The sequence below is a fragment of the Bacillus sp. NPDC094106 genome, from assembly GCF_044764345.1.
Classification (GTDB): domain Bacteria; phylum Bacillota; class Bacilli; order Bacillales; family Bacillaceae_G; genus Bacillus_A.
Genome location: NZ_JBIWHY010000007.1, coordinates 143,015 through 165,015, shown reverse-complemented (window position 1 = coordinate 165,015; position 22,001 = coordinate 143,015). Strand labels below are relative to the sequence as shown.

Sequence of the window (22,001 nt, the reverse complement as noted above, 5' to 3'; positions counted from 1 at the left end):
AAGGCGCTTCTTCTGTTATATTAAATTTGTTAAAAGTAAGATGGATGTTACTCCTCATCCTTTACTTTTAACTTTTGTTTTAATAGTGCATAATCTTGCGTTAATGTAACAAGTTGATGATGAAGCTTAGAAATCTTTCGTGTTAAATCAAAAATTAAGATGAAGCAGAATAAAAGCCCAAATAAGAATAAAACGGATGGTGGATATTCTACTTTCAACAGTTTACCAATCCAATTTATGATCTTATCGGTAGAACTTAAAATAGCCATTGAGATACAAACAAAAATCCATAGAATAGCATATTTTGTTTCTAAAGCTCCACGGCGAATGGAATTAATAATTAGAAAAAATAATAATAGAATAAAGATAAATGAAAAGGTAATTACAGGCATTCATTATCAACCTTTCACGATTTTTTGCATTAATATAGCTAGACTTACTTTAATCATGTAATATGCAGATTTAAGCGGTGTGATAGAAGATTGTCCGCCTTGTCTCTCTTGCATATTTACAGATATTTCGTTAATACGAAGCTTTTTCTTTTTTAAATGGATGAGAACTTCTGGTTCTGGATAGTCTTTTGGATAATTATGTGCAAAAATCTTAATTACTTCGCGATTGATAGCACGGTATCCGGACGTTGGGTCCATAAATGTTTGGCTTGTTAATAATTTTAATAAAGCAGTGAAATAGAAAATGCCAATTCTTCGCGAAATACTACCTTTATATGCTGTTTTTTCTGTGAAACGGGAGCCTAATACCATATCGCATTGATCTTCAGCGATAGGTTGTATGATTTTGTATAAATCATCCGGATTATGTTGTCCGTCAGCATCGAACTGAATCGCAATGTCGTATCCGTTTTCATAAGCATATTTATAACCGGTTTGTACAGCCGATCCAATACCTAGGTTATATGGTAAGTTTACAAGGTGAACAGGGAAATCTTGTACGATTGCAGACGTTTTATCTTTTGAGCCATCATTAATGACACAAATACTAAGTTGTGTAAAGTGTTGTTTTAATTCTAATAATCTAGTTAATGTATCAGCAATTGCTTCTTCCTCGTTATAAGCGGGAATAATAATTAAAGTTTTTGGTATTGAAATTGGTACTTCAACAGACATTATCGCACCATCCCTTATGTATTTAATCAATCTTTATAGTCATAGTAAAAACACTTTATCTAATATACCATTAATAGTATAACAAAATAAAGAACAAGCTGGTGGGTTATTTTGTAAATTTAGAAGGGGGTGAAAAAAGTTTGTAGAGAAATTACCATCCTTTTAACAGTGGAAAAAGATACATGCAAAGAAGGATGAGAATCTTTGCATGCACAGAAGTGTATTACATGTTCCATGGCTTATTTAAGGTTAATACCGATGCCATTTCTTTACTTTTCAAACGACCTCTTTTGCGACTTTCTGCACGTTCCGATCCAGTCGTATATAACCAATGCTCTTCTTCAGTTTCTGGCAGCACTTGTGGCACAGAAGCAGGTTTTCCATCTTTTAATGCAACAAATGTAATGAAGCAAGTCGCAGCAATGCGACGCTCTCCTGATAGTAAATTTTCTGCAACGACTTTCACGAATACTTCCATAGATGATCTGCCCGTATAGCATACAAATGCTTCGTAACAAACAGAATCAGCTTGATGAATTGGAGTTAAAAAATCCACAGAATCAATAGATGCTGTTACGCAATGTTCACGGCTATGTCTAGCTGCTGCAATAGAAGCAATACTATCAATTTCTGCCAATAATTTTCCGCCAAATAATGTTTCGTGATTGTTTAAGTCATTTGGAAAAACACGTGTCGTTTTAATTGCTTTTGATTCTCTCATAAATTTTTTTTCCAATATAATCAACTCCTATTTTACGTTTTCAATCAGGATGACATGTTTTTAATGATATAAAAGGAAGGGTAGTTCCTATCGAATTTTACTTGATGTTTAGACGAGTAAAATATGTTAGGGAAGGTGCATAAATATATTTGTATTCGTATGCATGTAACTGAAAGAAATTTTATTTTGTCTAAATTGTAGTGTAAAAGAGATTTCGCTTACATTGCAAGTGAAAAATGATGACCATACATTTGTCATATAAATTCCCTATCAGCCGTGCGTCTATTCGTGATAGAATCGTTGTGTCATAAAGAGAAACTTTAATCAGTGTAGGCTGCACTGCAGCCCACACTGATTATTAGCTCTCACCAATCGTGCTTTTACTGGCAGTTCATTTCTCACCTAACTTCTTTGCCTTCGCTGAATTTTGAGGTGGGGGTGTTACTACTAGTTAATGCGGGATAAATGGAAATAGAGGTGCAATGGACATATGAAACACATACAAACGGGTTTTTCATCTTTTTTTAGTAAAATGATTATTGGAATACTGCTTGTGTTTTTCGGCTATTCTTGTTGGACGGCCTTTGAAGCAGGGAAGCAATTTTTTGGAGGAAGTACAACGAGTTTAACAATTGTATTAGCAATTTTCGTCATACTTCTATTACTGATTGCGTCTATTTTACAATATCGTTTTACAGATAAACAATTTCTCATTTTCCTTATTAGCGTATCTATCCTTGTTAGACTTGGTGTCGTTCTGTTTGTAGATACTCCACTTGTAGGTGATATGAGATCTATGTATGAGTCTGCAAAGCAAGTTGCGCTTGGGAATAATATAGATGTTGTTACGCAGTTGCCTTTTATTATTTATCAGTCCTTACTAATTCGTGTATTTGGCGATACAGTATTTATTTTACAAATATGTAATATTTTATTTTGTGCAGGAACGTCATTTTTCATTTATCGAATAGCTGCCATTATATTTCAGGAAGAGTGTGGCCGTATTGCTTCGGTATTTTATGCCTTGTATATTCCAAACATTCTTTTATGCTCGTTACTAACGGCAGAACCGCTGGCAATATTTTTATTTTACTTTGCGTGCTACATACTCTTACATAAAGGGCTAAATCATTCTTATATGTGGGTATTTTCTGCGATTTTGTTTGCTTTTAGTAATATGATTTATCCTGTAGGTTTGTTTTTACCTATTTTCATAATTGTATATGTGTTGCTGGTAGAAATGTTCCAAAGTGCAACAAAGCAAGGTGTGTTTTTAAAAATGATGGGGTTACTTGTTATATTTTATGCAACTCACTTTGGTGTGAATTATGGAATCAAAGCAATGGGGATGTCGCAATATACCATCTCTAATCAGGCATACGTACAATCCGTTCTAATTGGAGAACAAAGTAATAACCAGGAAAAAGTTCAAAATCAAAATATGAAAGAACGTATAGATCAAAAGTTAAACGAGATAGAGGCAGAGCGATTTGCTTTTCTTAAGCCGAGTATAGATCAATTATCAAGTGAAGGAATGAATTCTATACTTTTCAAAGGTGAAAAGCTTATATACATAGCTGTAACCTTATTTATGTCAATTGCGCTTTTACATCTTCTTATTAGGAAACAACAGAGTGAAGAGTATATGTTCTTTGTACTACTTATTATGGGGTATATTGGAATGGAACTTTGTAATACAAGTATTGCATACAGTAACCTAACAATACCAAGTTTGTTTATTTTACAAAGTTTTGGTGTTTATATGAGCTATTTTTATTGTCAAAAAATCTTTTTCAAAAAATAAAAGAATCCGTTCAGGATTCCTTTATTTTTTCTATGATTCATAGACAGTAATACTTTCGCTTTAAAATTCAAGCGGGTGCAAGGAAGTTAGGATGGGATAAAGTGCCCGTCTGATTAAAGTTGCATTTTACCTGCTTAATTCCGTTTGTAAACTATCAGCTGTTAAAGCCATTTGAGAAGAATCGTCTTGGATGCTCTTCACAACTTGAGATATGACTTCTAGTTCATTTTCAATTTTTTTGTTTTGTTCTTTTGAATTAGACATATCTTTAACGATTTCTTGGAAATATTGATCTGTCTCATGCATGCTGTCTGTTCCATCAGATACAAGAGAACTAATTTGTTCCACAGATGAAGAAACATGTATAATTTGTTCGTTTGTTTTCCCGACAAGTTTTGTGACGTTTGAGATAGATTCCTTTGTTTGTTCAGATAACTTCCGAATTTCTCCAGCAACAACGGCAAAACCTTTACCAAATTCCCCAGCGCGTGCAGATTCAATGGCTGCATTTAATGCAAGCAAGTTTGTTTGTTCAGCAATTGATTTCACGATATCAATAATTTCATTAATTTTTTTTGAGATATCAAGAAGTTCTCGGGTATCCTCAATAATTGTCTCCATATTAGATTGAATGCTTTCCATTCGCTTATTCTGAATATCTAGTTGCTCTTTTCCTTTATTCGCTTTTTCTTCTGATGTTGTGGCTAATGATGTACCTGTTTTTGCAATTTCAACAATATTTTCTGATTGAGTTGTTAATTGTTGAATGGAAGCGCTTGTTTTTTCAGAAACAGCTGCGAGCTCTGTTGCAATATGTGTAATTGTCATTGCTGTGATTTCTTTTTCTTTTTCATGTTCTTTTTGAATTCTTTCGTATTCGGACTCATAGGCGCTAATAACAAGCTCTTGTTCAAGTGTGAATAATTTATTTATCACGTTTACAGAATAAGAAAAGTCGTCCATTGTAGAAATTCTTGTTTTTAAAATCTTGAGAATGGAACGGAATAATTCTTGATAAGCGGCTGTATACCATTTTCTGTGTAAGCCAATTTTAACGTGTCTTCTTGCAATTTGAACACGTCGTTCAATAAAGCCTTGATCAATATCACCACTAAATAGTTCCTTAATATGTTGTTTTAAGGTTTGTTTTAATTTAGTTACTGAACTATAACGTTCAATGATTTCGATTAAGTGCGGTTGCTTTGTAATATTGGTATAAAATTGTTCTGTAATCCAGTCTAGTTGTTCGTAAATGAAGGGCTGCAATACTTTCACGATTTGTAAATCTTCTTTTGTAATGTGAAGCATGTCCATTTGTGTTTTTAATTCAGAATTAGCAGGCACATTGAATGTTATTTGCTGTGTTTTACTCAATTCAATGATACTTGTGTCCATGTTATCGTTCTTTTTTTTGAAAGCCCCAAACATTATTCTTCCCCCTGTTATATAAAGCGTTTTCAATTGTAGTTCTTTTTTAATTATACCTATTTATGTAAAATTACTCTATATAATTATCCCTATGTATATGTTGTAAAACATAAAATAAGAGAACTCCATTTGGAATTCTCTTATTGTCCCTTATCCATTTTTGCATGAGTTTTAAAGAAAACTGGGAAATGGACATTATATATAACAGTGACTACACGTATAGTGAACGTTACAAGTAAACAAACATAGAAAGCTAATACGTGTGCTCCCATTTCATATGTAATCAGGAAGCTAATTGCACCAAGAATAGAAGCAATTGCATAAATTTCTTTGCGGAATACATAGGGAATATCTTGTGTGCAAATATCACGCAGAATCCCTCCGCCAATACCTGTAATAACACCCATCGAAACAACTACAAATGAGGCGTTGATGTGATGTGACATTGCTGCATTTGCACCGACAGCGGTGAAAACGCCTAAACCAACAGCGTCAGAAAGCATAATAACAACTTGAAGTTTATTAATGCGCTCAAAAAACATACAAGTAAATAGTGCTGATAATACACTGACAAAGAAGTAAATCGGTTGTACAAATGCAACGGGAGGTAGGTTACCAATCATAATATCTCGAATAATTCCGCCACCGAGTGCAGTAGCTACAGCTAAACAAAGGACACCAAACAAATCTAGATCTTTCTTTAAACCAACTAATGTACCAGAAATGGCAGCGGCGACAAGGCCAATAAACGTAAATATTTCGATTAATAACATGGCTCTATTCCCTTCCTCCTAAAGATGTTCCAGAGAAAAAATATACACTAAAGTTTTGGAAATAACAATTACTTTTCGTTACATGTAAAAAAATGAAAGAAATACATGAAGAAAGCGTTTGAAAATGTGGAAAATAAGCTCTAGACACAAAGAGTTATTTTAATAAGAAAGTCAATGTTTATTCTGCAATATTTGATCCTTGAGGAAGAAAGCTTTGCTTTATTGGGGAATGTTGATTTGAAAAATGCAAATAAATAGATTTTAAATGTATGTAAGTTGATATTATGGTTGAAATCGGAAATTCATCCTGAGATTTGGAGGTAGTAGTAATCTCGTCTCACAATTTAATGAACGTAAGGTAATTATATAAATCCATTTTCATTTTTCGACATCTACATCCCTGCTATGCAGAATACAAAGTAACTTACACTCGTTTGCTCTTTCTGTTTTTACTTCGCATATGGCAGAAAAAGGCTCTGACTGCTTCTATGCATGGCCAGGTGCTCTCTCCCACCTAAAAAGAGGGGGGATGTCGGTTTTTTAATTGATGTATATATAGATGTGGATATTTTTCTTTTTAAAGGATAGATAGAAAGTAAGGAGATAATATCTTTATCATATTTGGAGAAAACTCTGTGATTAATGCTTGTATAAAAATATTTCTCAAATTAAATATGAGTTATGTTATAATTGCTAGGTGTATTTTAAATGATATAAACAATGTTTACATGATAATGTAATGATTTTTATGGAGGTCTAAGAATGTTGGCAAATCAAGCTAGGATTAGATTTGAGCAATTTTTGCTCTTTTTTATTATTTTACAGCCTGTTTTAGATTTATTAACGTCGCTTAGTATTATGGTATTAAAAATAAATGCGACATTTGGAATAATGGCAAGATTTCTTGTTATGGCAATCTGTGGTGTTTATATCCTGTTACAAGCAAGAGAAAAAGAAAATAGAAAGTTTTTGATTTATCTAGTAGTACTAGGAGTAGTACTATGTCTTGGATTTATTAATAATAAACTTAACAAGAGTCCAATTATAATGGGTGAAGAAGTTAAATTCATTGGGAAAGCATTGTATATATATATTATGTTGGGTTCATACATTTTAGCTTTAAAATCATTGAAGAAGATGACAAATATTAGTGATAAAGTTAGAAACAGCATTGTGTATTCTTCATTAATTATTAATATTGTTATGGTCGTTTCTATTACAACATCTACAGACCTTGGTAGTTACCAATGGATGAAGGTCGGTTCTCGTGGTTGGTTCTATGCTGGGAATGAGTTAGGATCAATTTTAGCGATTATCTTCCCGATTGTAGTACTATACTCTATTCAGAAAACAAAAGGTATTACTAGCGTTTTATACTGGATTCCATCTTTGTTAATGATTTATTCTTTAATTCAAGTTGGTACGAAAGTAGGAATGGGTTCAATTGGTGCAACTTTAGGTGCGGCAATTGTTATTATTCTACTTCAATTATTATTTGATAGAAGAAATCCGAACAAGAAGGTTCTTTTACTTAACGGAATAATTGCTATCGTCCTATTGGCTGGTGTTGTTGGGACGTTTAAAAAGACACCATTAGCGCAAAATATGGGTATTCATAATGGTTATTTAGCTGAGCAAAATGCAGCGCAGCAACAACAAAAAGAAAAAGAAATTAAAGAAAAGCTAAAAGAACAGCAACAACATAAGAAAGAGAAACCTGAAGAAAAGGCAAAAATTGAAGCTGAGGTTAAGAAAGAACTTGAGAAAGAGCAAAAGAAAGAAAATCAAGAAAATCTTATATTCAGTGGACGTCAAGTATATGCAGAAAGGCATAAGCAGTTCTTTAAAGAAGCGCCAATGTCACAAAAACTGTTAGGAATGGGTTATGCGGGTAACTATAAATACAATGCACAAAAACAGCCAGATCCAAAGCTAATTGAAATGGACTTCCATGATTGGTTTTATGATTTTGGAATTATCGGTTTTATATTGATGATGATTCCGTTCATCTATTATGGCTTAAAGATTTTACTAGCATTTATTACAAGATTTAAAGACATATTTAATATAAAATATGGAATGCTTGCAACGAGCTTATGTTTATCATTAGGTATTGCATATACTGCAGGACATATTTTAACAGCACCAGGGGTTGGAATTTACTTTATAGTGGTGTTAGCTTATCTAATTGTAGATCTAGAAATTGAATGATTAAAAATAAAAGCTAACTTTTGTTAGCTTTTATTTTTTAGTACAGTAAAATAAAAGGTAGATGGAAATGTGGCGAGGATTTAAAGGAGGAAAAAAGTATGAAGATATTGCATATGAATGCAGGAGCAGAAGATGGAGGAGGAAAGACACATATTATTTCACTTCTCGATCAGTTCCCAACCGATGAAGTAGAACTGGCGGTATTTGAAGACGGAATTGTTGCGAGGGAAGCAAGAGAGCTAGGGATCAAAGTTCATGTGTTTTCACAAAAATCTCGCTACGATTTATCCATTTTGAAGAATATAAGTGGATTCATCAATAAGGAAAAGTTTGATGTTGTCCACACACATGGCCCTAGAGCAAACTTTTATGTTTCTCTTATGAAAAAGAAGATTGCTGCAAAGTGGGTTACGACAATTCATAGTGATCCATTTCAAGACTTCACAAAGCAAGGCTTAAAAGGCTGGATTTTTACGAAATTAAATTTAAAGGCTTTAAAAAATATAGATTTATTCTTTGTTGTAACAAATCGATTAAAAGCGAGTCTAGCACAATTAGGCATTTCAAGCGAAAAGATGCACGTTATTTATAATGGAATTGAATATGACAAGGAAAAAGCACAAGGTTATAATAAAAAAGAAATGTTTAACATTGATGAGGATGTGTTTACGGCAATTCAAGTTGCGCGCCTTCATCCTGTTAAAGGTCATGAAGTGTTGTTTGATGCATTACAGCAGACGAACTTGACAAAAATTAAAGTATTATTGGTAGGCGACGGTCCATTAGAGAAAGAACTGAAGGCGTTAGCTGCGGAAAAGGGAATTGAAGATAAGGTTGAGTTTTTAGGACATCGTCAAGATGTGAAACAATTATTTGCATCGTCTCATATTAATTTATTAACATCTCATAGTGAAGGCTTCCCATTGGTTTTATTAGAAGCGGCGAATCAGCGTGTGCCATCTATTGTAACAAGAGCGGGAGAAATCGAGCCGTTAATTGTAGATGAAACGTATGGCTGGATTGTTCCAGTTGGAGATGGGAAGGCGTTGGCTGGCGCTTTAGAAGAAGCGTATAAAAAGTGGAAAACAGGAGAGCTAGGTGTAATAGGGAAACATATTTATGATCATGCTGTAGCGAATTTCTCATTACACAAGCTATATGAAGATACAAAAGAAACGTACAGACAATTAATAGCGAAAAACCTTTAATAATAGAGAGGATTGTAATTATGGCAGTACAAACAGTTGATATTTTAGGTGTCCCTTTCTCTACGATGACGATGGAAGAGACAATCCAATATCTTATGAAGCAGCTAGAAACAGAACAAACTCATACATTTCAAATTGTAACAGCAAATCCCGAAATTGTAATGTGTGCGAAAAAGGATCCAAGTTTTCATCAAACACTTTTGAAAGCAGATTTAATTACACCAGATGGCATTGGTGTTGTAAAAGCTAGTGGTATGTTAGGAACACCGTTAAAAGAGCGTGTAGCAGGCTTTGATTTGATGAGTGATTTATTCGCGGCGTTATCGAAAGAGAATAAATCTGTATCTGTTTTCTTACTAGGTGCGAAGCCACATGTTGTGAAAGGAGCTGCTGATCATTTAACAAAAACATATTCAGCTGTCTCCATTGTTGGTATGCAGGATGGGTATTTTAAACAAGAAGAGGAAGAGAATATTATTTCTCGTATTCAAGAAGCAAAGCCTGATCTATTACTTGTTGCTCTTGGTTTCCCAAGACAAGAAAACTTTATTCAAAATAATAAGCATCGCCTGCAAACGAAGATGGCTGTCGGTGTAGGTGGTAGTTTGGATGTTTGGGCTGGTGAGGTAAAGCGTGCACCAAAATGGATTCAAGCAATTCATTTAGAGTGGTTTTATCGCTTATGTAGTAACCCTACTCGTTGGCGTCGTCAGCTTGTGTTAGCTGAGTTTTTAAAAGAAGTAATGCGTTCGAAAAAGTAGCGAAACCTCGCTACTTTTTTTATTTTATAAACATTCATACAGTATTTCTCACTAATGGTAGCATCATCTTATGGGAAATTTAAAGGTAAACTTTATAATCAGTATCGCGATAAAATCATTTTACTTATGTAATACACACGTGTAAAATGATGTGTAAAGACACCTGTGTAAGGAGGGCTTCCAGTGGGGAAGGTAAAAGAAATTTCAAAGAGAAAGCTTCTTGGAATAGCGGGACTTGGCTGGCTATTTGATGCAATGGATGTTGGGATGCTTTCATTCGTCATCGTTGCACTGCAAAAGGAATGGGGCCTAAGTAGTCAAGAGATGGGGTGGATTGGCAGTATCAATTCCGTCGGTATGGCAGTGGGGGCGCTTTTATTTGGTATATTAGCAGATAGACTAGGGCGAAAATCGGTCTTTATTATAACTTTATTATTGTTTTCTATCGGTAGTGGTTTAACAGCCTTATCAACAACGTTAGCCGTGTTTCTTATCTTGCGCTTTTTAATTGGAATGGGGCTTGGAGGAGAATTACCAGTTGCATCTACGCTTGTATCTGAAAGTGTTGAGGCACATGAACGTGGGAAAATTGTTGTCTTGTTAGAAAGTTTTTGGGCGGGTGGCTGGTTAATTGCAGCCCTTATTTCTTATTTTATTATTCCAAAGTATGGCTGGCAAGTAGCGATGGTATTAAGTGCAATTCCAGCTATTTATGCTCTGTATTTAAGATGGAATTTACCAGATTCACCAAGATTTGAAAAGGTTGAAAAAAGACAGTCTGTTATTACAAATATAAAGGCGGTTTGGTCTAGAGAATATCGTAAAGCGACAATTATGTTATGGGTTTTATGGTTCTGTGTGGTCTTTTCTTATTATGGCATGTTCCTTTGGCTGCCAAGTGTAATGGTATTGAAAGGATTTAGTCTAATCAAGAGTTTTCAGTACGTGTTAATTATGACATTGGCACAGCTCCCAGGGTATTTTACTGCAGCTTGGTTTATTGAACGCCTTGGTCGTAAGTTTGTATTAGTTACGTATTTAATTGGTACAGCATGCAGTGCTTACATATTTGGGATAGCAGAGTCATTGACGACATTAATGATAGCAGGAATGCTCTTATCCTTCTTTAATTTAGGGGCGTGGGGTGCATTATACGCGTATACGCCTGAGCAGTATCCAACAGTAATTCGTGGTACAGGATCAGGCATGGCAGCTGCATTTGGGCGTATCGGCGGTATCCTTGGACCGTTATTGGTAGGTTATCTAGTTGCTTCACAGGCTTCTCTTTCGCTGATCTTTACAATCTTTTGTGCGTCCATTTTAGTTGGAGCATTTGCAGTGGTTGTACTCGGTCAAGAAACGAAGCAGCAAGAGTTAGTATAAGAAAGGGAGCCAAAATGGCTTCCTTTTTTGTTATTTTTAAATGGAATGATGGTATAGTAAATAGAAAATACGGTTAGAAAAAGGGATTATTTCCTACTAAAGCGAATGTATACAACAAGACATATGGTCAAAACAATTAGGTGGTTGGGCAAATGAAAATTTTACTTATCATGGAAGAGGTAGAACATAGAAATAGATTAATTAAGACATTTACAGAAAATATACGGAATGTAGAATGCTTTGAAGCGCGAACTGGAATGGAATCTTTACAAATAGCGAAAAAGCATACGCCGGATTTCGTTTTTTTAGATACGCAACTAACAGATGGTACGGGATTTGAATTTTCTAGCTTATTACAACAATTAAGTTGTTATGCAAAATTTGCCTTTATTGGTGAGGATATAGAAGGAGCAATTACAGCTTTCCGATTTCAAGCATTTTATTACTTATTGCGACCATTTCGTGAAGAAGATTTACAATTTCTCTTATATAGAATGGAGCAAGAGATAGGAAAGAAAACAAGAAGCCATTTACGTAAACTTCCGATTGAAAGCCATGAAGGAATCACATACATTTTTCCAGAGGATATTGTATATGTAAGTAAGAATAAAGAAAATAAAACAGTCTCAATTTATACAACAAATAATCAGTATATTTCAACATATACACTTCAAGAATTGGAAAATAAATTAACAGCATATGACTTTTTGCGTGTTCATAAGAGTTATTTAATTAATGTCACATATGTACAGGAATTAAAACCTTATTACAACGGGACATATAACCTTTATTTAGAAAGATATAACGAGCAGCCAATTCCTGTTAGCCGGAATTATGTAAAACGACTTCGAAATAAAATTGAACTATGACAAGTTGTGAAAGAATATCAACATGATAATATAGGAATCCTTCATGATAAGGAGGATTTAAGTTAAATATTCAGAAATTTTAGTACAATTTCTTCTAAGAAATGATATAGGGGGGATTGTATGTGAGGGCATTTAAGTCAATTTTACTTTGGGGTGTTATTGCAGCATTAGGAGCGACCGGATTTGGTATGCTTGCGTTATCACAGGGTGAAACGATTAATGCTGTATGGCTATTAGTAGCAGCTGTTTCTGTATATGCAGTTGCGTATCGCTTTTATAGTAGATTTATTGCAAGAAAAGTATTTGAACTAGATAATAATCGGCAGACACCTGCTGAGACGTTAAATGACGGGAAAGATTACGTTCCAACAAATAAATGGGTATTATTCGGTCATCACTTTGCAGCAATTGCTGGTGCTGGTCCATTAGTAGGTCCAATTTTGGCGGCGCAGATGGGATACTTACCAGGAACGATTTGGATTATTGTTGGTGTTGTCATTGCTGGTGCTGTACAAGATTTTGTTATCTTGTTCGCTTCAATGAGACGGAATGGAAAATCATTAGGTGAAATGATTAAGGATGAGATTGGTCCTGTCACAGGATTAATCGCGATGATAGGTATTTTAGGTATTATGATTATTTTATTAGCGGTATTAGCTTTAGTAGTTGTGAAAGCGCTTGTTGGAAGTCCATGGGGAATGTTTACAATCGCAGCGACTATTCCAATTGCTATTTTAATGGGAGTTTATATGCGCTACATTCGTCCGGGCCGAGTTGGTGAGGGATCAGTTATCGGTATTATTTTACTTATTTTATCCCTTGTGGGCGGGCAGTACGTAGCCGAAAATCCAACACTTGCAAGTATGTTTACTTTTAGTGGAGAAACGATTGCTATTATGCTTATCGTATATGGCTTTATTGCATCTGCATTACCAGTTTGGATGCTTCTTGCTCCACGTGATTACTTAAGCACATTTTTAAAGGTTGGTACAATTGTTGGGCTTGCAATTGGGATTGTAATTGTAGCACCAGAGTTAAAAATGCCAGCTGTATCTCAGTTCATTGATGGAACGGGACCAGTATTTTCTGGTAACCTATTCCCATTTTTATTTATTACAATTGCCTGTGGTGCTGTATCAGGATTCCATGCCTTAGTTTCCTCAGGTACTACACCAAAGATGATTGAACGGGAAGGACATGCACAGCCGATTGGCTATGGAGCGATGTTAATGGAATCTTTCGTTGCGGCAATGGCAATGATTGCAGCGTGTGTGTTAACACCAGGAACTTATTTCGCTATTAACAGTCCAGCAGCTCTTATTGGTACTGATGTATCCCAAGCGGCTCAGGTAATATCTTCGTGGGGATTTACAGTTACACCGAATGAATTAAAAGAAATTGCTGTCAATGTTGGTGAACAAACGATATTATCCAGAACAGGTGGTGCACCAACGTTAGCGATAGGGATGTCCTATATTTTTTCACAAGTCTTAGGTGGAACAGCGATGATGGCATTTTGGTATCATTTTGCTATTTTATTTGAAGCATTATTTATTTTAACAACAATTGATGCTGGTACACGTGTAGGTCGATTTATGATTCAAGATATTTTAGGGCATGTGTATAAGCCGTTTGCAAAAACAGATTCTACATTAGCGAATGTAATTGCAACGACACTATGTGTATTAGGATGGGGATATTTCTTATACCAAGGCGTAGTTGATCCGCTTGGCGGGATTAATACGTTGTGGCCGCTCTTTGGAATTGCCAACCAAATGTTAGCGGGAATTGCCTTATTACTTGGAACAACAATTTTGTTCAAAATGGGGAAAAAGGCATATGTTTGGGTAACGCTTATTCCAACAGTAGGATTGCTTATTGTCACAATGACAGCAGGTTATCAAAAACTATTTCATGAGAATCCGAAAATTGGGTTTTTATCACATGCAAAGGTATTTCAAACTTCCTTAGACAAAGGGAAGGTGTTAGCGCCAGCTAAAAACGTAGCACAGATGAAACAAATTATCTTAAATGATTATATTGATGCAGCACTTTGTGGGATTTTCATGTTAGTTGTTATCGCAGTTCTGATTTCTGCTATTCGTATTTGGATTCAAGTGTTGCAAAATAAGGCAATGCCATTAAAAGAAGCGCCATACATTTCAAGGGATGAAAGTGAGTCGAGAAATTATGCTTAAAAAATTAGGAAAGGTATGGAAAACGCGAAAGCAATTTATTAGTTTGCTTGTTGGAGTTCCAAGCTATGAAACATATGTGAATCATATGAAACTCCACCATCCTGAAGAGCCAGTTTTATGTCGGAAGGAATTCTTCGCTGAAGCACAAGAAGCTAGATTTAATGCAAAAGGCGGGAAAATATCACGATGTTGTTGATGAAAGGGCGAGTTTTCGCCCTTTTTTGTTTCCTTTGTTCCACGTGGAACAACAAAATATAAAAGCTTTTGGAATGATAGGGATTTTACATACAATGAGATAAGGAAAGAAGTAGTTTGAAAAGAAAAAGGTAGGTAGAATATTTTATTCAATCGGCGAATGAGTATACGATTCAAAAAGAAATGGCAGAAGGTAAGTTGAGCATCATAAAAAATCAAGCTATCCACGGATAGCTTGATTTTTTATTTCTTATACAAGTTCTTTTCCAGTAGCCAATTTACGATATGCACCGTGGTGTGTTGGTCCTACATATTCGTTAATTTTGAATGAATGACGGATTGCTGCAGTGATGAAATCTTTTGCAGTTTTTACTGCTTCTTTTACAGGTTTACCTTTTGCAAGTTCAGCTGTAATTGCGGCAGAGTATGTACAACCTGCACCATGTGTATTTGTTGTATCGATTTTGTCTGATTCTAAAAGATCAAATGTTTCTCCATCGTACAATACATCGATTGCAGTTTCTGTACCTAGTTTGCTACCACCTTTAATTAGTACATATTTTGCACCTAAAGCATGGATTTTCTTAGCAGCTTCTTTCATGTCTTCAAGAGAATTAATTTTCACACCACTTAGCTGATATGCTTCAAATAAGTTTGGTGTTACGACTAATGCTTTTGGGACAAGTACATCGCGTAAGCAGTCATTTGTTTCAGGATGCAATGCTTCATCTGCCCCTTTACAAACCATAACTGGGTCTACTACTACGTTTTGTAGATTGTGCTTTTCAATTGTTTCTGCAACCATCTCAATGATTTCAACAGACCCAAGCATACCTGTTTTTAAAGCATCTACGCCAACACCTTCAATTGTTGTTTCTAATTGTGGTTTTAGGGTAGAAGCAGGGATAGGGAATACGTTATGTGCCCAGCTATTATGTGGGTCCATTGTTACGATTGTCGTAAGAGATGTCATTCCGTATACACCAAGTTCTTGGAATGTTTTTAAATCAGCTTGTATCCCAGCACCGCCACTTGTGTCAGATCCAGCGATTGTAAGTGCTTTATTTAATGTCATTGTGAAAGCCCCCTTTAGGTCATATAATGAAAACTACATTTTTAATCATTATATCAATGTTATGAATAAGTACAAAGTGAAAAAGTAGATAGTTTGGTTGAAAGGATATTGAATTTGTTACAATAAGAAATATAAATATTGTATGTAGGAGACACATTATGTTTCAAGAGAATCGTACAAATGAATTGGTAATATTGAAAGAGATTGCAGAAACATTAAATACATCAAATGATACGTATCATGTTCTGCAGGCTGTATTGGAAAAGTTATTGCATATAACGGGTTTAACAACAGGATGGATCTTTCTTGCTGATGAAAATGGCAGATATACAAAATTAATTGATTATCATTTGCCAGCAGCGCTTACCTTTCAAAATAAAAAGCCAATGTGTGAAGGAGAATGTTGGTGTTTGCGCCGCTTTGTAGAAGGAAAATTAGAGCGAGCAGTTAATATTATTGAATGTAAACGAATTAATAATGCAATTGAAAATAATTGGGGTGATACAGAAGGAATTCTTCATCATGCAACAGTTCCGTTAAAGGCTGGCGGAGAAGAATTTGGAGTACTAAATGTAGCAAGCCCAGGAAAAACACATTTCTCTGAAGAAGAACTTGTGTTACTACAATCGGTTGCATTGCAAATTGGAACAGCTTTAAAACGAACGAAATTATATGAAAGTGAAAAGAGACGCGCTCATTATTATGTAAAACTAGAGCGTTTTATCCAGGCACTGAGAACGATTCATAAATTAAATACATTACCAGAAGAAGTTGTAAAACAAGTGGGAGATGTATTTCTATGGGAACAAGTCACCTTTTTGATTCAGGAAGAAAAGAAATTATCCATGCGAGCTTTCTATAAGAAGCATACATCACAAGAGGAAGTAGGTTTAGAGAGAGCGGCAAAAGAAGCGATAGAAAAGGACCGACCTGTCTTATTGAAAAGACAGATGGGAAATATTGTTCATCCGAATGGCTCTATTATTGCTGCCCCAATACATATTCGAAATCATATGTTTGGCGTTTTATGTGTGAGCTCAAATCAGGGTGATTTTGATACAAATACGATAGATATCGTACAAGCGTTAACGAATCACATTTCATTAATGATTGAGAATTTAAGATTAAATCAGCAGCGCCGTGAGCTTGTCCGAATGGAAGAGCGTAATCGTTTAGCAAGAGATCTGCATGATTCAGTTTCACAAAAACTATTTTCATTAACATTCATGGCGAAGGGCGCAGAAGCTGTTTTGAAGGGACAAAATGAAAAGGTGGATCAATCTCTTCATGAGATGAGGGAATTAGCGCAAGGTGCTTTAAAAGAAATGCGGACGCTTATTTGGCAGCTTCGTCCAGCAGGGCTAGAAAAGGGATTGCTACCAGCTTTAAAGCAGTATGGTGAAAACTTAGGATTGAACATTCGTGAGCAGGTCAAAGGTGTACGTGACTTACCACGTGTAGTAGAAGAAACTTTATGGCGTATTGGACAAGAAGCATTAAATAATGTAAGTAAGCATGCTGGTGTAAGAGAAGCGACAATTTATTTCAAAGTAACAGAGAAGGATGTATCCTTAGAGGTAGTTGATCACGGCATTGGTTTTATAGAAGCAAATGTAAGAGAGAAGAAATCGCTCGGTATGACAACAATGCGTGAACGAGCAGAATTAATCGGGGGATATATTAAGGTTGTAAGTGAAAAGAAACGGACAAGTATAAAAGTTATCGTGCCATTATGATGTGAAAATGAGGGAAACTTGTGAGAATAAAAGTATTATTAGTTGATGATCATACGGTTGTTTTAAAAGGGTTAGCGTTTTTCTTAAGCACACAAGAAGATTTGGAGCTAGTAGGAGAAGCAAATAATGGGAAAGAAGCGTTAACGAAAGTAGGAGAGACTCAGCCAGATGTAGTATTAATGGATTTATATATGCCAGAGATGGATGGTATAGAAGCAACAACGTATATTAAAAAGAAATATCCACATGTGAAAGTACTTGTATTAACTAGTTTTTCCGATCAAGCTCATGTGTTACCAGCATTAAAAGCAGGGGCGAGTGGATATATTTTAAAAGATGTGGAACCAGATCAACTTGTCGAAGCGATTCGCAGCGCATATAAAGGAAATATTCAACTCCATCCTGATATAGCAAATGCGCTTCTTTCCCAAACATTACCTCAAGAAGAGAAAGAGGAAACGTCAAATATTCATATAGATGTACTAACTGCGAGGGAGAATGAAGTGCTGCAGCTCTTGGCAAAAGGGATGAGTAATAAGGAAATTGCTTCCGTTTTAGTCATTACAGAAAAAACAGTAAAGGCTCATGTAAGTAGCATTTTAAGTAAATTAAATTTATCCGATCGTACGCAAGCGGCTTTATATGCAGTGAAAAAGGGAATTGTATAAGACAAAAGTCTTAGGACTAAGTTCGCCTTTAGAAGGTAGACTTTTTTTATGAAAAGATACGTCTATGTGAGGAAGAAATTGTTGGAATAAGAGGATAGAATATATTTGTAAGCAACAACAATTACAAGGGATTGTCCCTTTTTAACGAGTAAATAATAAACAACGTAAGAGTGAGTAACAGGAGGAAAAAGCATGACAACAGTGTTATTTGTAAAAGCTAACAACCGTCCAGCGGATCAAGCAGTTAGCGTGAAATTATATGAGGCATTTTTAGCAAGCTACAAAGAATCACATCCAAATGATACAGTGGTAGAACTTGATTTATATAATGAAGAATTGCCATACGTTGGTGTAGATATGATTAATGGTACGTTTAAGGCTAGTAGAGGGTTTGATTTAACAGTAGAAGAAGCAAAAGTAGTAGCTGTTGCGGATAAATATTTAGATCAATTCCTTGCAGCTGATAAAGTTGTATTTGGTTTCCCGTTATGGAACTTAACAATCCCAGCTGTACTTCACACATATATCGATTACTTAAACCGTGCTGGTAAAACATTTAAATATACACCAGAAGGACCAGTAGGCCTTATTGGTGATAAGAAAATTGCTTTATTAAATGCACGTGGTGGCGTATACTCTGAAGGACCAGCAGCTGAAGTAGAAATGGCTGTTAAATACGTAGCAAGTATGATGGGCTTCTTCGGTGCAAAAGATATAGAGACAGTAGTAATTGAAGGTCACAACCAATTCCCAGATAAAGCGGAAGAGATTATTGCAACAGGTCTTGAAGAAGCTGTTAAAGTAGCAAGCAAATTTTAATTAAAAGCATAATTTTTACTCAAAGAAAGCAGTATTAACGTTAATAAAATGTTAATGCTGCTTTTTATTATCTAGTAAGCTCGTCAGCTAGTTTTTTTAATTGATTTCTGTTTTGTATGTAATATATTTTTGCTTTTCCAGAGATTAAGTAATAGAGGTATGGGAAATCCTCTCCTTCACTACATATAGTTTCTTTCTTTTGAAAGGAGTGAAGTTCTATATACGGTAAAACATCAAAGGAAAAGAGTGTTTGGAAGTCGTAAGCTTGTACATAATTGTAAATTTCTTCTCTATTTTTTTCGATGTTCATTTTTTCACCTCATATTTAGTATGAGATATCTCCTATTATTTTTACAAGAAAGAATGATACGATTTAGATGAAGGTAAATTAAACTAGTTTTTGGTAGAAGAGAGGCAGAATGTGAAGGGGATTATGACAAAATTAAAGAAAAAGTATAAAACATTGTTATTTGATGTAGATGACACATTATTAGATTTTAAGAAAGCTGAAAAAAAGGCATTACGTAAGCTTTTTGAGGTGGGAAATATACCTTTAACTACTGAAATTGAAGCCCATTATAAAAAAATAAATAAAGGTCTTTGGAAATCTTTTGAAGAAGGGGAAATAGACCGTGATGAAGTAGTGAATACTCGATTTTCAATTTTATTTCAGGAATATGGTCAAGAGGTTGATGGGCCTTTATTCGAAAAAAATTATCGTAGTTATTTAGAAGAAGGAAATCAGCTTATTCATGGAGCGTTTGAATTCATACAAAATATTCAAGCCCAATATGATTTATATATTGTGACAAATGGTGTTTCTAAAACGCAAGATAAACGTCTGCGTAATTCGGGATTACATTCACTCTTTAAAGGTATTTTCGTTTCAGAGGATACAGGTTTTCAAAAGCCAATGAAAGAGTATTTTGATTATGTCTTTGAACGAATACCTAATTTTTCTGTAGAGGAGGGACTCATTATTGGAGATTCGCTAAGTGCGGATATTAAAGGAGGACAGTTAGCTGGGCTAGATACTTGCTGGTTTAATCCTGAAAAAAAGTTAAACGATAGCGGGATAGTTCCGACTTATGAAATCCAAACTTTTGATGAGCTATATGAAATTTTAACAGTACTCCAACAGAAGTCCCTTTCCTCAAGCACGTGCAGGGCATAGTCCAGGTGGTAGGGAGGGGATGAATGTTGGGCGGGCACAGCACGAAGTTTCTGTTTCCTTTTAATTAATAAAACAATCTTCACTCAATAAGCAGTACCAACACTTTTATAGCGGTGGTACTGCTTTTTTATTCATTTGTTAGTTTGTCTTTATACTAGTCCCTCTTGTTTATTCTCATTATGATTAGGGAGTGGAAATAGATTACCAATCATTGCAGCTCCAATCATTGGTAACAATAAATTAATTGGGAAGAACATAAGTAATAATAATGTAATAGCAATTGGTTTTCGTACTGCATAGCTTGAAATGGCTGTCGTTACAATTGCTACAGAAGCAACTGGATCTAACGATGGTATGACAGTAGCCACAGCATATCCAATACTTGCACCAGCAAATACAATTGGGAAAATATGTCCACCACGCCAACCTGTACTTAAACAAACTGCCGTTACACATAATTTTAAAACTCCTGAAAGAAGCAACATCCAAAATGATAATTCTGTCCACTCATGGACTAAGTCTTTTAATTGGTGTTCTCCTGAAAACATTGTATAAGGCAGTAAAGTTCCTGCAATTCCTAAAAGAATGCCACCTATAACTCCTAACGTTACTTTATATTCTTGAAAAGGATGAACTATTTTTTCCAGCATATGTTCTACTTTGAAATAAAAATAGCCTACACCAGCTCCTATACAAATTAGAGGTAAAAAGGCAAGCCATTCATGGAGTGAGAAAGACCCTTTCCCAAAATCAACAATAAAGGATCCTCGATTATCAAACTTACTAAGCAATAAATAAACAGAAAAGCCAGCAAAAGTAGTAGCGAGATATACAATAGTCTTTTTTCCTTTAGAAATTTCGTTAATTGATTTATTCTCATTTTCATTGGGAGCTAAATAACCGAATAATGGTGCATTAAAAATAACACTTAAAGTAGCGCCAATTCCAATTTCCGTTAGTCCCTTCATTCCTTTTAAAGCGAAATGAAAACGATCTCCAACCCATGTACAAAGTCCACCGATAATTCCAACAAGTGCTGCTTCCGGTCCTAAACTTGCACCAAATATTAAAACAATAATCGCTGTTAACGTAGATTTATGTACAAAACTATACTCAATTCTACCTGTTTTCTTATATTCCCCCATTACTTCTGGCATTAAACGCGGGTATGTACCAAAGTACTTTTGTGTCAGTCCGACAAGAATACCACCAATTGTTGTTACAAAAATTATGTAATACGGTGGTAATGAAAATTCTTTCGGTAAATACCCCCAAATAAGCTGAATTCCAGCGTTTGTGGTAACTAAAAATAACCAGACTGTAGCCCCAACTATAGCACCTAGAAAGATACCGTACATGATAAGTAAAGAGTGCATGCCTCTTCTAATAGTCATTTTTTATGTCTCCTTTATGTTATATTCTATTATGAAAAAGTTAGAGATTCTGATACGAAAACAATTGGATAACTAATTCAATATGCATATTATCTTTTTAAGAGAACGACTTATTCAAAATATATATACATCAATTAAAAAACCGACATAAACCCCCTCTTTTTAGGTGGGAGAGAGCATCTGACCATGCATAGAAGCGGTCAGGGCCTTTTTCTGCCACATGCGAAGTTAAAAACAGAAAGAGCAAACGAGTGTAGGTTACTTTTTATTCTGCATAGCAGGGATTTAGATACCGAAAAATTAAAATGGATCTATATATGACCTAAATCAGCATTATTATTTTATAAAGCTCCGAAACATTCGTAATTTTAATCATATATATACATCAATCAAAAAACCGACATAAACCCCCTCTTTTTAGGTGGAAAAGAGCATCTGGCCATGCATAGAAGCGGTC

19 protein-coding genes and 2 pseudogenes are annotated in these 22,001 nt (G+C 35.0%); 12 read left to right on the top strand and 9 right to left on the bottom strand.

What is annotated here, in order from left to right; all coding sequences use genetic code 11:
* Positions 1 to 47: 47 nt before the first annotated feature.
* From ACIQ7L_RS12945 to ACIQ7L_RS12935, 3 genes are all read right to left on the bottom strand, one after another.
* Positions 48 to 392, bottom strand: a complete 345-nt coding sequence (locus ACIQ7L_RS12945) for a DUF2304 domain-containing protein (protein WP_097894457.1) — start codon at positions 390 to 392, stop codon at positions 48 to 50.
* A gap of 6 nt (positions 393 to 398) precedes the next feature.
* Positions 399 to 1,127 carry a glycosyltransferase family 2 protein gene (locus ACIQ7L_RS12940; protein WP_400569628.1) on the bottom strand — a complete coding sequence of 243 codons (729 nt, stop codon included), beginning with the start codon at positions 1,125 to 1,127 and terminating at the stop codon, positions 399 to 401.
* A 223-nt stretch (positions 1,128 to 1,350) separates the two neighbouring features.
* A complete protein-coding gene (locus ACIQ7L_RS12935) occupies positions 1,351 to 1,863 on the bottom strand; it encodes an acyl-CoA thioesterase (RefSeq protein ID WP_400569626.1) in 513 nt (170 codons plus the stop codon).
* A 475-nt stretch (positions 1,864 to 2,338) separates the two neighbouring features.
* Between ACIQ7L_RS12935 and ACIQ7L_RS12930 the strand changes: the two genes are divergently transcribed.
* Positions 2,339 to 3,652: a glycosyltransferase family 39 protein gene (locus ACIQ7L_RS12930; RefSeq protein WP_400569624.1), complete on the top strand. Its 1,314-nt coding sequence runs from the start codon at positions 2,339 to 2,341 to the stop codon at positions 3,650 to 3,652.
* A 126-nt stretch (positions 3,653 to 3,778) separates the two neighbouring features.
* Here ACIQ7L_RS12930 and ACIQ7L_RS28165 read toward each other — a convergent pair whose 3' ends face one another.
* From ACIQ7L_RS28165 to ACIQ7L_RS12920, 3 genes and pseudogenes are all read right to left on the bottom strand, one after another.
* Positions 3,779 to 4,480 (bottom strand): methyl-accepting chemotaxis protein, encoded by a 702-nt coding sequence (locus ACIQ7L_RS28165; RefSeq protein ID WP_483861805.1) that lies wholly within the window; start codon positions 4,478 to 4,480, stop codon positions 3,779 to 3,781.
* A gap of 51 nt (positions 4,481 to 4,531) precedes the next feature.
* A pseudogene (locus ACIQ7L_RS28160) lies at positions 4,532 to 5,047 on the bottom strand (protoglobin family protein); the annotation flags it as partial.
* A gap of 173 nt (positions 5,048 to 5,220) precedes the next feature.
* Positions 5,221 to 5,853 (bottom strand): trimeric intracellular cation channel family protein, encoded by a 633-nt coding sequence (locus ACIQ7L_RS12920; protein WP_400569620.1) that lies wholly within the window; start codon positions 5,851 to 5,853, stop codon positions 5,221 to 5,223.
* Between the two features lie 762 nt (positions 5,854 to 6,615).
* Between ACIQ7L_RS12920 and ACIQ7L_RS12915 the strand changes: the two genes are divergently transcribed.
* The 7 genes from ACIQ7L_RS12915 to ACIQ7L_RS12885 all read left to right on the top strand — a co-directional run bounded on the left by ACIQ7L_RS12915 (position 6,616) and on the right by ACIQ7L_RS12885 (position 14,679).
* The gene (locus ACIQ7L_RS12915; protein ID WP_400569618.1) at positions 6,616 to 8,064 is read left to right on the top strand and encodes an O-antigen ligase family protein; all 1,449 of its coding nucleotides are present in this window, start codon (positions 6,616 to 6,618) and stop codon (positions 8,062 to 8,064) included.
* Positions 8,065 to 8,162: 98 nt separating this feature from the next.
* Complete coding sequence (locus ACIQ7L_RS12910) at positions 8,163 to 9,272, top strand: glycosyltransferase family 4 protein (protein ID WP_400569617.1); 1,110 nt, start codon at positions 8,163 to 8,165, stop codon at positions 9,270 to 9,272.
* A 20-nt stretch (positions 9,273 to 9,292) separates the two neighbouring features.
* Positions 9,293 to 10,033, top strand: coding sequence for a WecB/TagA/CpsF family glycosyltransferase (locus tag ACIQ7L_RS12905; protein ID WP_400569615.1), 741 nt, complete (start codon positions 9,293 to 9,295; stop codon positions 10,031 to 10,033).
* 183 nt (positions 10,034 to 10,216) lie between these two features.
* Complete coding sequence (locus tag ACIQ7L_RS12900) at positions 10,217 to 11,416, top strand: MFS transporter (protein ID WP_400569613.1); 1,200 nt, start codon at positions 10,217 to 10,219, stop codon at positions 11,414 to 11,416.
* A 152-nt stretch (positions 11,417 to 11,568) separates the two neighbouring features.
* Entirely contained in the window at positions 11,569 to 12,285 is a 717-nt protein-coding gene (locus tag ACIQ7L_RS12895; protein ID WP_400569611.1) for a LytR/AlgR family response regulator transcription factor, read from the top strand.
* Positions 12,286 to 12,407: 122 nt separating this feature from the next.
* The gene (gene cstA / locus ACIQ7L_RS12890; RefSeq protein WP_400569609.1) at positions 12,408 to 14,483 is read left to right on the top strand and encodes a carbon starvation protein CstA; all 2,076 of its coding nucleotides are present in this window, start codon (positions 12,408 to 12,410) and stop codon (positions 14,481 to 14,483) included.
* A complete protein-coding gene (locus ACIQ7L_RS12885) occupies positions 14,476 to 14,679 on the top strand; it encodes a YbdD/YjiX family protein (protein WP_400569607.1) in 204 nt (67 codons plus the stop codon). The genes cstA and ACIQ7L_RS12885 overlap by 8 nt, the downstream gene beginning before the upstream one ends.
* A 249-nt stretch (positions 14,680 to 14,928) precedes the next feature.
* Here the strand turns inward: ACIQ7L_RS12885 and pdxK are convergent, their stop codons facing one another.
* Positions 14,929 to 15,753, bottom strand: a complete 825-nt coding sequence (gene pdxK, locus ACIQ7L_RS12880; RefSeq protein WP_400569605.1) for a pyridoxine/pyridoxal/pyridoxamine kinase — start codon at positions 15,751 to 15,753, stop codon at positions 14,929 to 14,931.
* A 158-nt stretch (positions 15,754 to 15,911) separates the two neighbouring features.
* Between pdxK and ACIQ7L_RS12875 the strand changes: the two genes are divergently transcribed.
* From ACIQ7L_RS12875 to ACIQ7L_RS12865, 3 genes are all read left to right on the top strand, one after another.
* Positions 15,912 to 17,489, top strand: a complete 1,578-nt coding sequence (locus ACIQ7L_RS12875; RefSeq protein WP_400569603.1) for a GAF domain-containing protein — start codon at positions 15,912 to 15,914, stop codon at positions 17,487 to 17,489.
* 20 nt (positions 17,490 to 17,509) lie between these two features.
* The gene (locus tag ACIQ7L_RS12870; protein ID WP_400569601.1) at positions 17,510 to 18,157 is read left to right on the top strand and encodes a response regulator; all 648 of its coding nucleotides are present in this window, start codon (positions 17,510 to 17,512) and stop codon (positions 18,155 to 18,157) included.
* A 192-nt stretch (positions 18,158 to 18,349) separates the two neighbouring features.
* Positions 18,350 to 18,976 (top strand): FMN-dependent NADH-azoreductase, encoded by a 627-nt coding sequence (locus tag ACIQ7L_RS12865; protein ID WP_400569600.1) that lies wholly within the window; start codon positions 18,350 to 18,352, stop codon positions 18,974 to 18,976.
* 121 nt (positions 18,977 to 19,097) lie between these two features.
* Here ACIQ7L_RS12865 and ACIQ7L_RS12860 read toward each other — a convergent pair.
* A pseudogene (locus ACIQ7L_RS12860) lies at positions 19,098 to 19,286 on the bottom strand (transcriptional regulator YeiL); the annotation flags it as partial.
* A 123-nt stretch (positions 19,287 to 19,409) separates the two neighbouring features.
* Between ACIQ7L_RS12860 and ACIQ7L_RS12855 the strand changes: the two are divergent.
* Entirely contained in the window at positions 19,410 to 20,150 is a 741-nt protein-coding gene (locus ACIQ7L_RS12855) for a YjjG family noncanonical pyrimidine nucleotidase (RefSeq protein ID WP_400569598.1), read from the top strand.
* Positions 20,151 to 20,299: 149 nt separating this feature from the next.
* Here the strand turns inward: ACIQ7L_RS12855 and ACIQ7L_RS12850 are convergent, their stop codons facing one another.
* Positions 20,300 to 21,544, bottom strand: coding sequence for a chloride channel protein (locus ACIQ7L_RS12850; protein WP_400569597.1), 1,245 nt, complete (start codon positions 21,542 to 21,544; stop codon positions 20,300 to 20,302).
* Positions 21,545 to 22,001: the final 457 nt, after the last annotated feature.

Excerpts from the sequence above, each read along its gene's own strand:
- ACIQ7L_RS12945 (WP_097894457.1), bottom strand. The coding sequence starts at position 392 with ATGCCTGTAATTACCTTTTCATTTATCTTTATTCTATTATTATTTTTT.
- ACIQ7L_RS12940 (WP_400569628.1), bottom strand. The coding sequence starts at position 1,127 with ATGTCTGTTGAAGTACCAATTTCAATACCAAAAACTTTAATTATTATT.
- ACIQ7L_RS12930 (WP_400569624.1), top strand. The coding sequence starts at position 2,339 with ATGAAACACATACAAACGGGTTTTTCATCTTTTTTTAGTAAAATGATT.
- ACIQ7L_RS28165 (WP_483861805.1), bottom strand. The coding sequence starts at position 4,480 with ATGACAATTACACATATTGCAACAGAGCTCGCAGCTGTTTCTGAAAAA.
- ACIQ7L_RS12920 (WP_400569620.1), bottom strand. The coding sequence starts at position 5,853 with ATGTTATTAATCGAAATATTTACGTTTATTGGCCTTGTCGCCGCTGCC.
- ACIQ7L_RS12915 (WP_400569618.1), top strand. The coding sequence starts at position 6,616 with ATGTTGGCAAATCAAGCTAGGATTAGATTTGAGCAATTTTTGCTCTTT.
- ACIQ7L_RS12910 (WP_400569617.1), top strand. The coding sequence starts at position 8,163 with ATGAAGATATTGCATATGAATGCAGGAGCAGAAGATGGAGGAGGAAAG.
- ACIQ7L_RS12905 (WP_400569615.1), top strand. The coding sequence starts at position 9,293 with ATGGCAGTACAAACAGTTGATATTTTAGGTGTCCCTTTCTCTACGATG.
- ACIQ7L_RS12895 (WP_400569611.1), top strand. The coding sequence starts at position 11,569 with ATGAAAATTTTACTTATCATGGAAGAGGTAGAACATAGAAATAGATTA.
- ACIQ7L_RS12885 (WP_400569607.1), top strand. The coding sequence starts at position 14,476 with ATGCTTAAAAAATTAGGAAAGGTATGGAAAACGCGAAAGCAATTTATT.
- pdxK (WP_400569605.1), bottom strand. The coding sequence starts at position 15,753 with ATGACATTAAATAAAGCACTTACAATCGCTGGATCTGACACAAGTGGC.
- ACIQ7L_RS12875 (WP_400569603.1), top strand. The coding sequence starts at position 15,912 with ATGTTTCAAGAGAATCGTACAAATGAATTGGTAATATTGAAAGAGATT.
- ACIQ7L_RS12865 (WP_400569600.1), top strand. The coding sequence starts at position 18,350 with ATGACAACAGTGTTATTTGTAAAAGCTAACAACCGTCCAGCGGATCAA.
- ACIQ7L_RS12855 (WP_400569598.1), top strand. The coding sequence starts at position 19,410 with ATGACAAAATTAAAGAAAAAGTATAAAACATTGTTATTTGATGTAGAT.
- ACIQ7L_RS12850 (WP_400569597.1), bottom strand. The coding sequence starts at position 21,544 with ATGACTATTAGAAGAGGCATGCACTCTTTACTTATCATGTACGGTATC.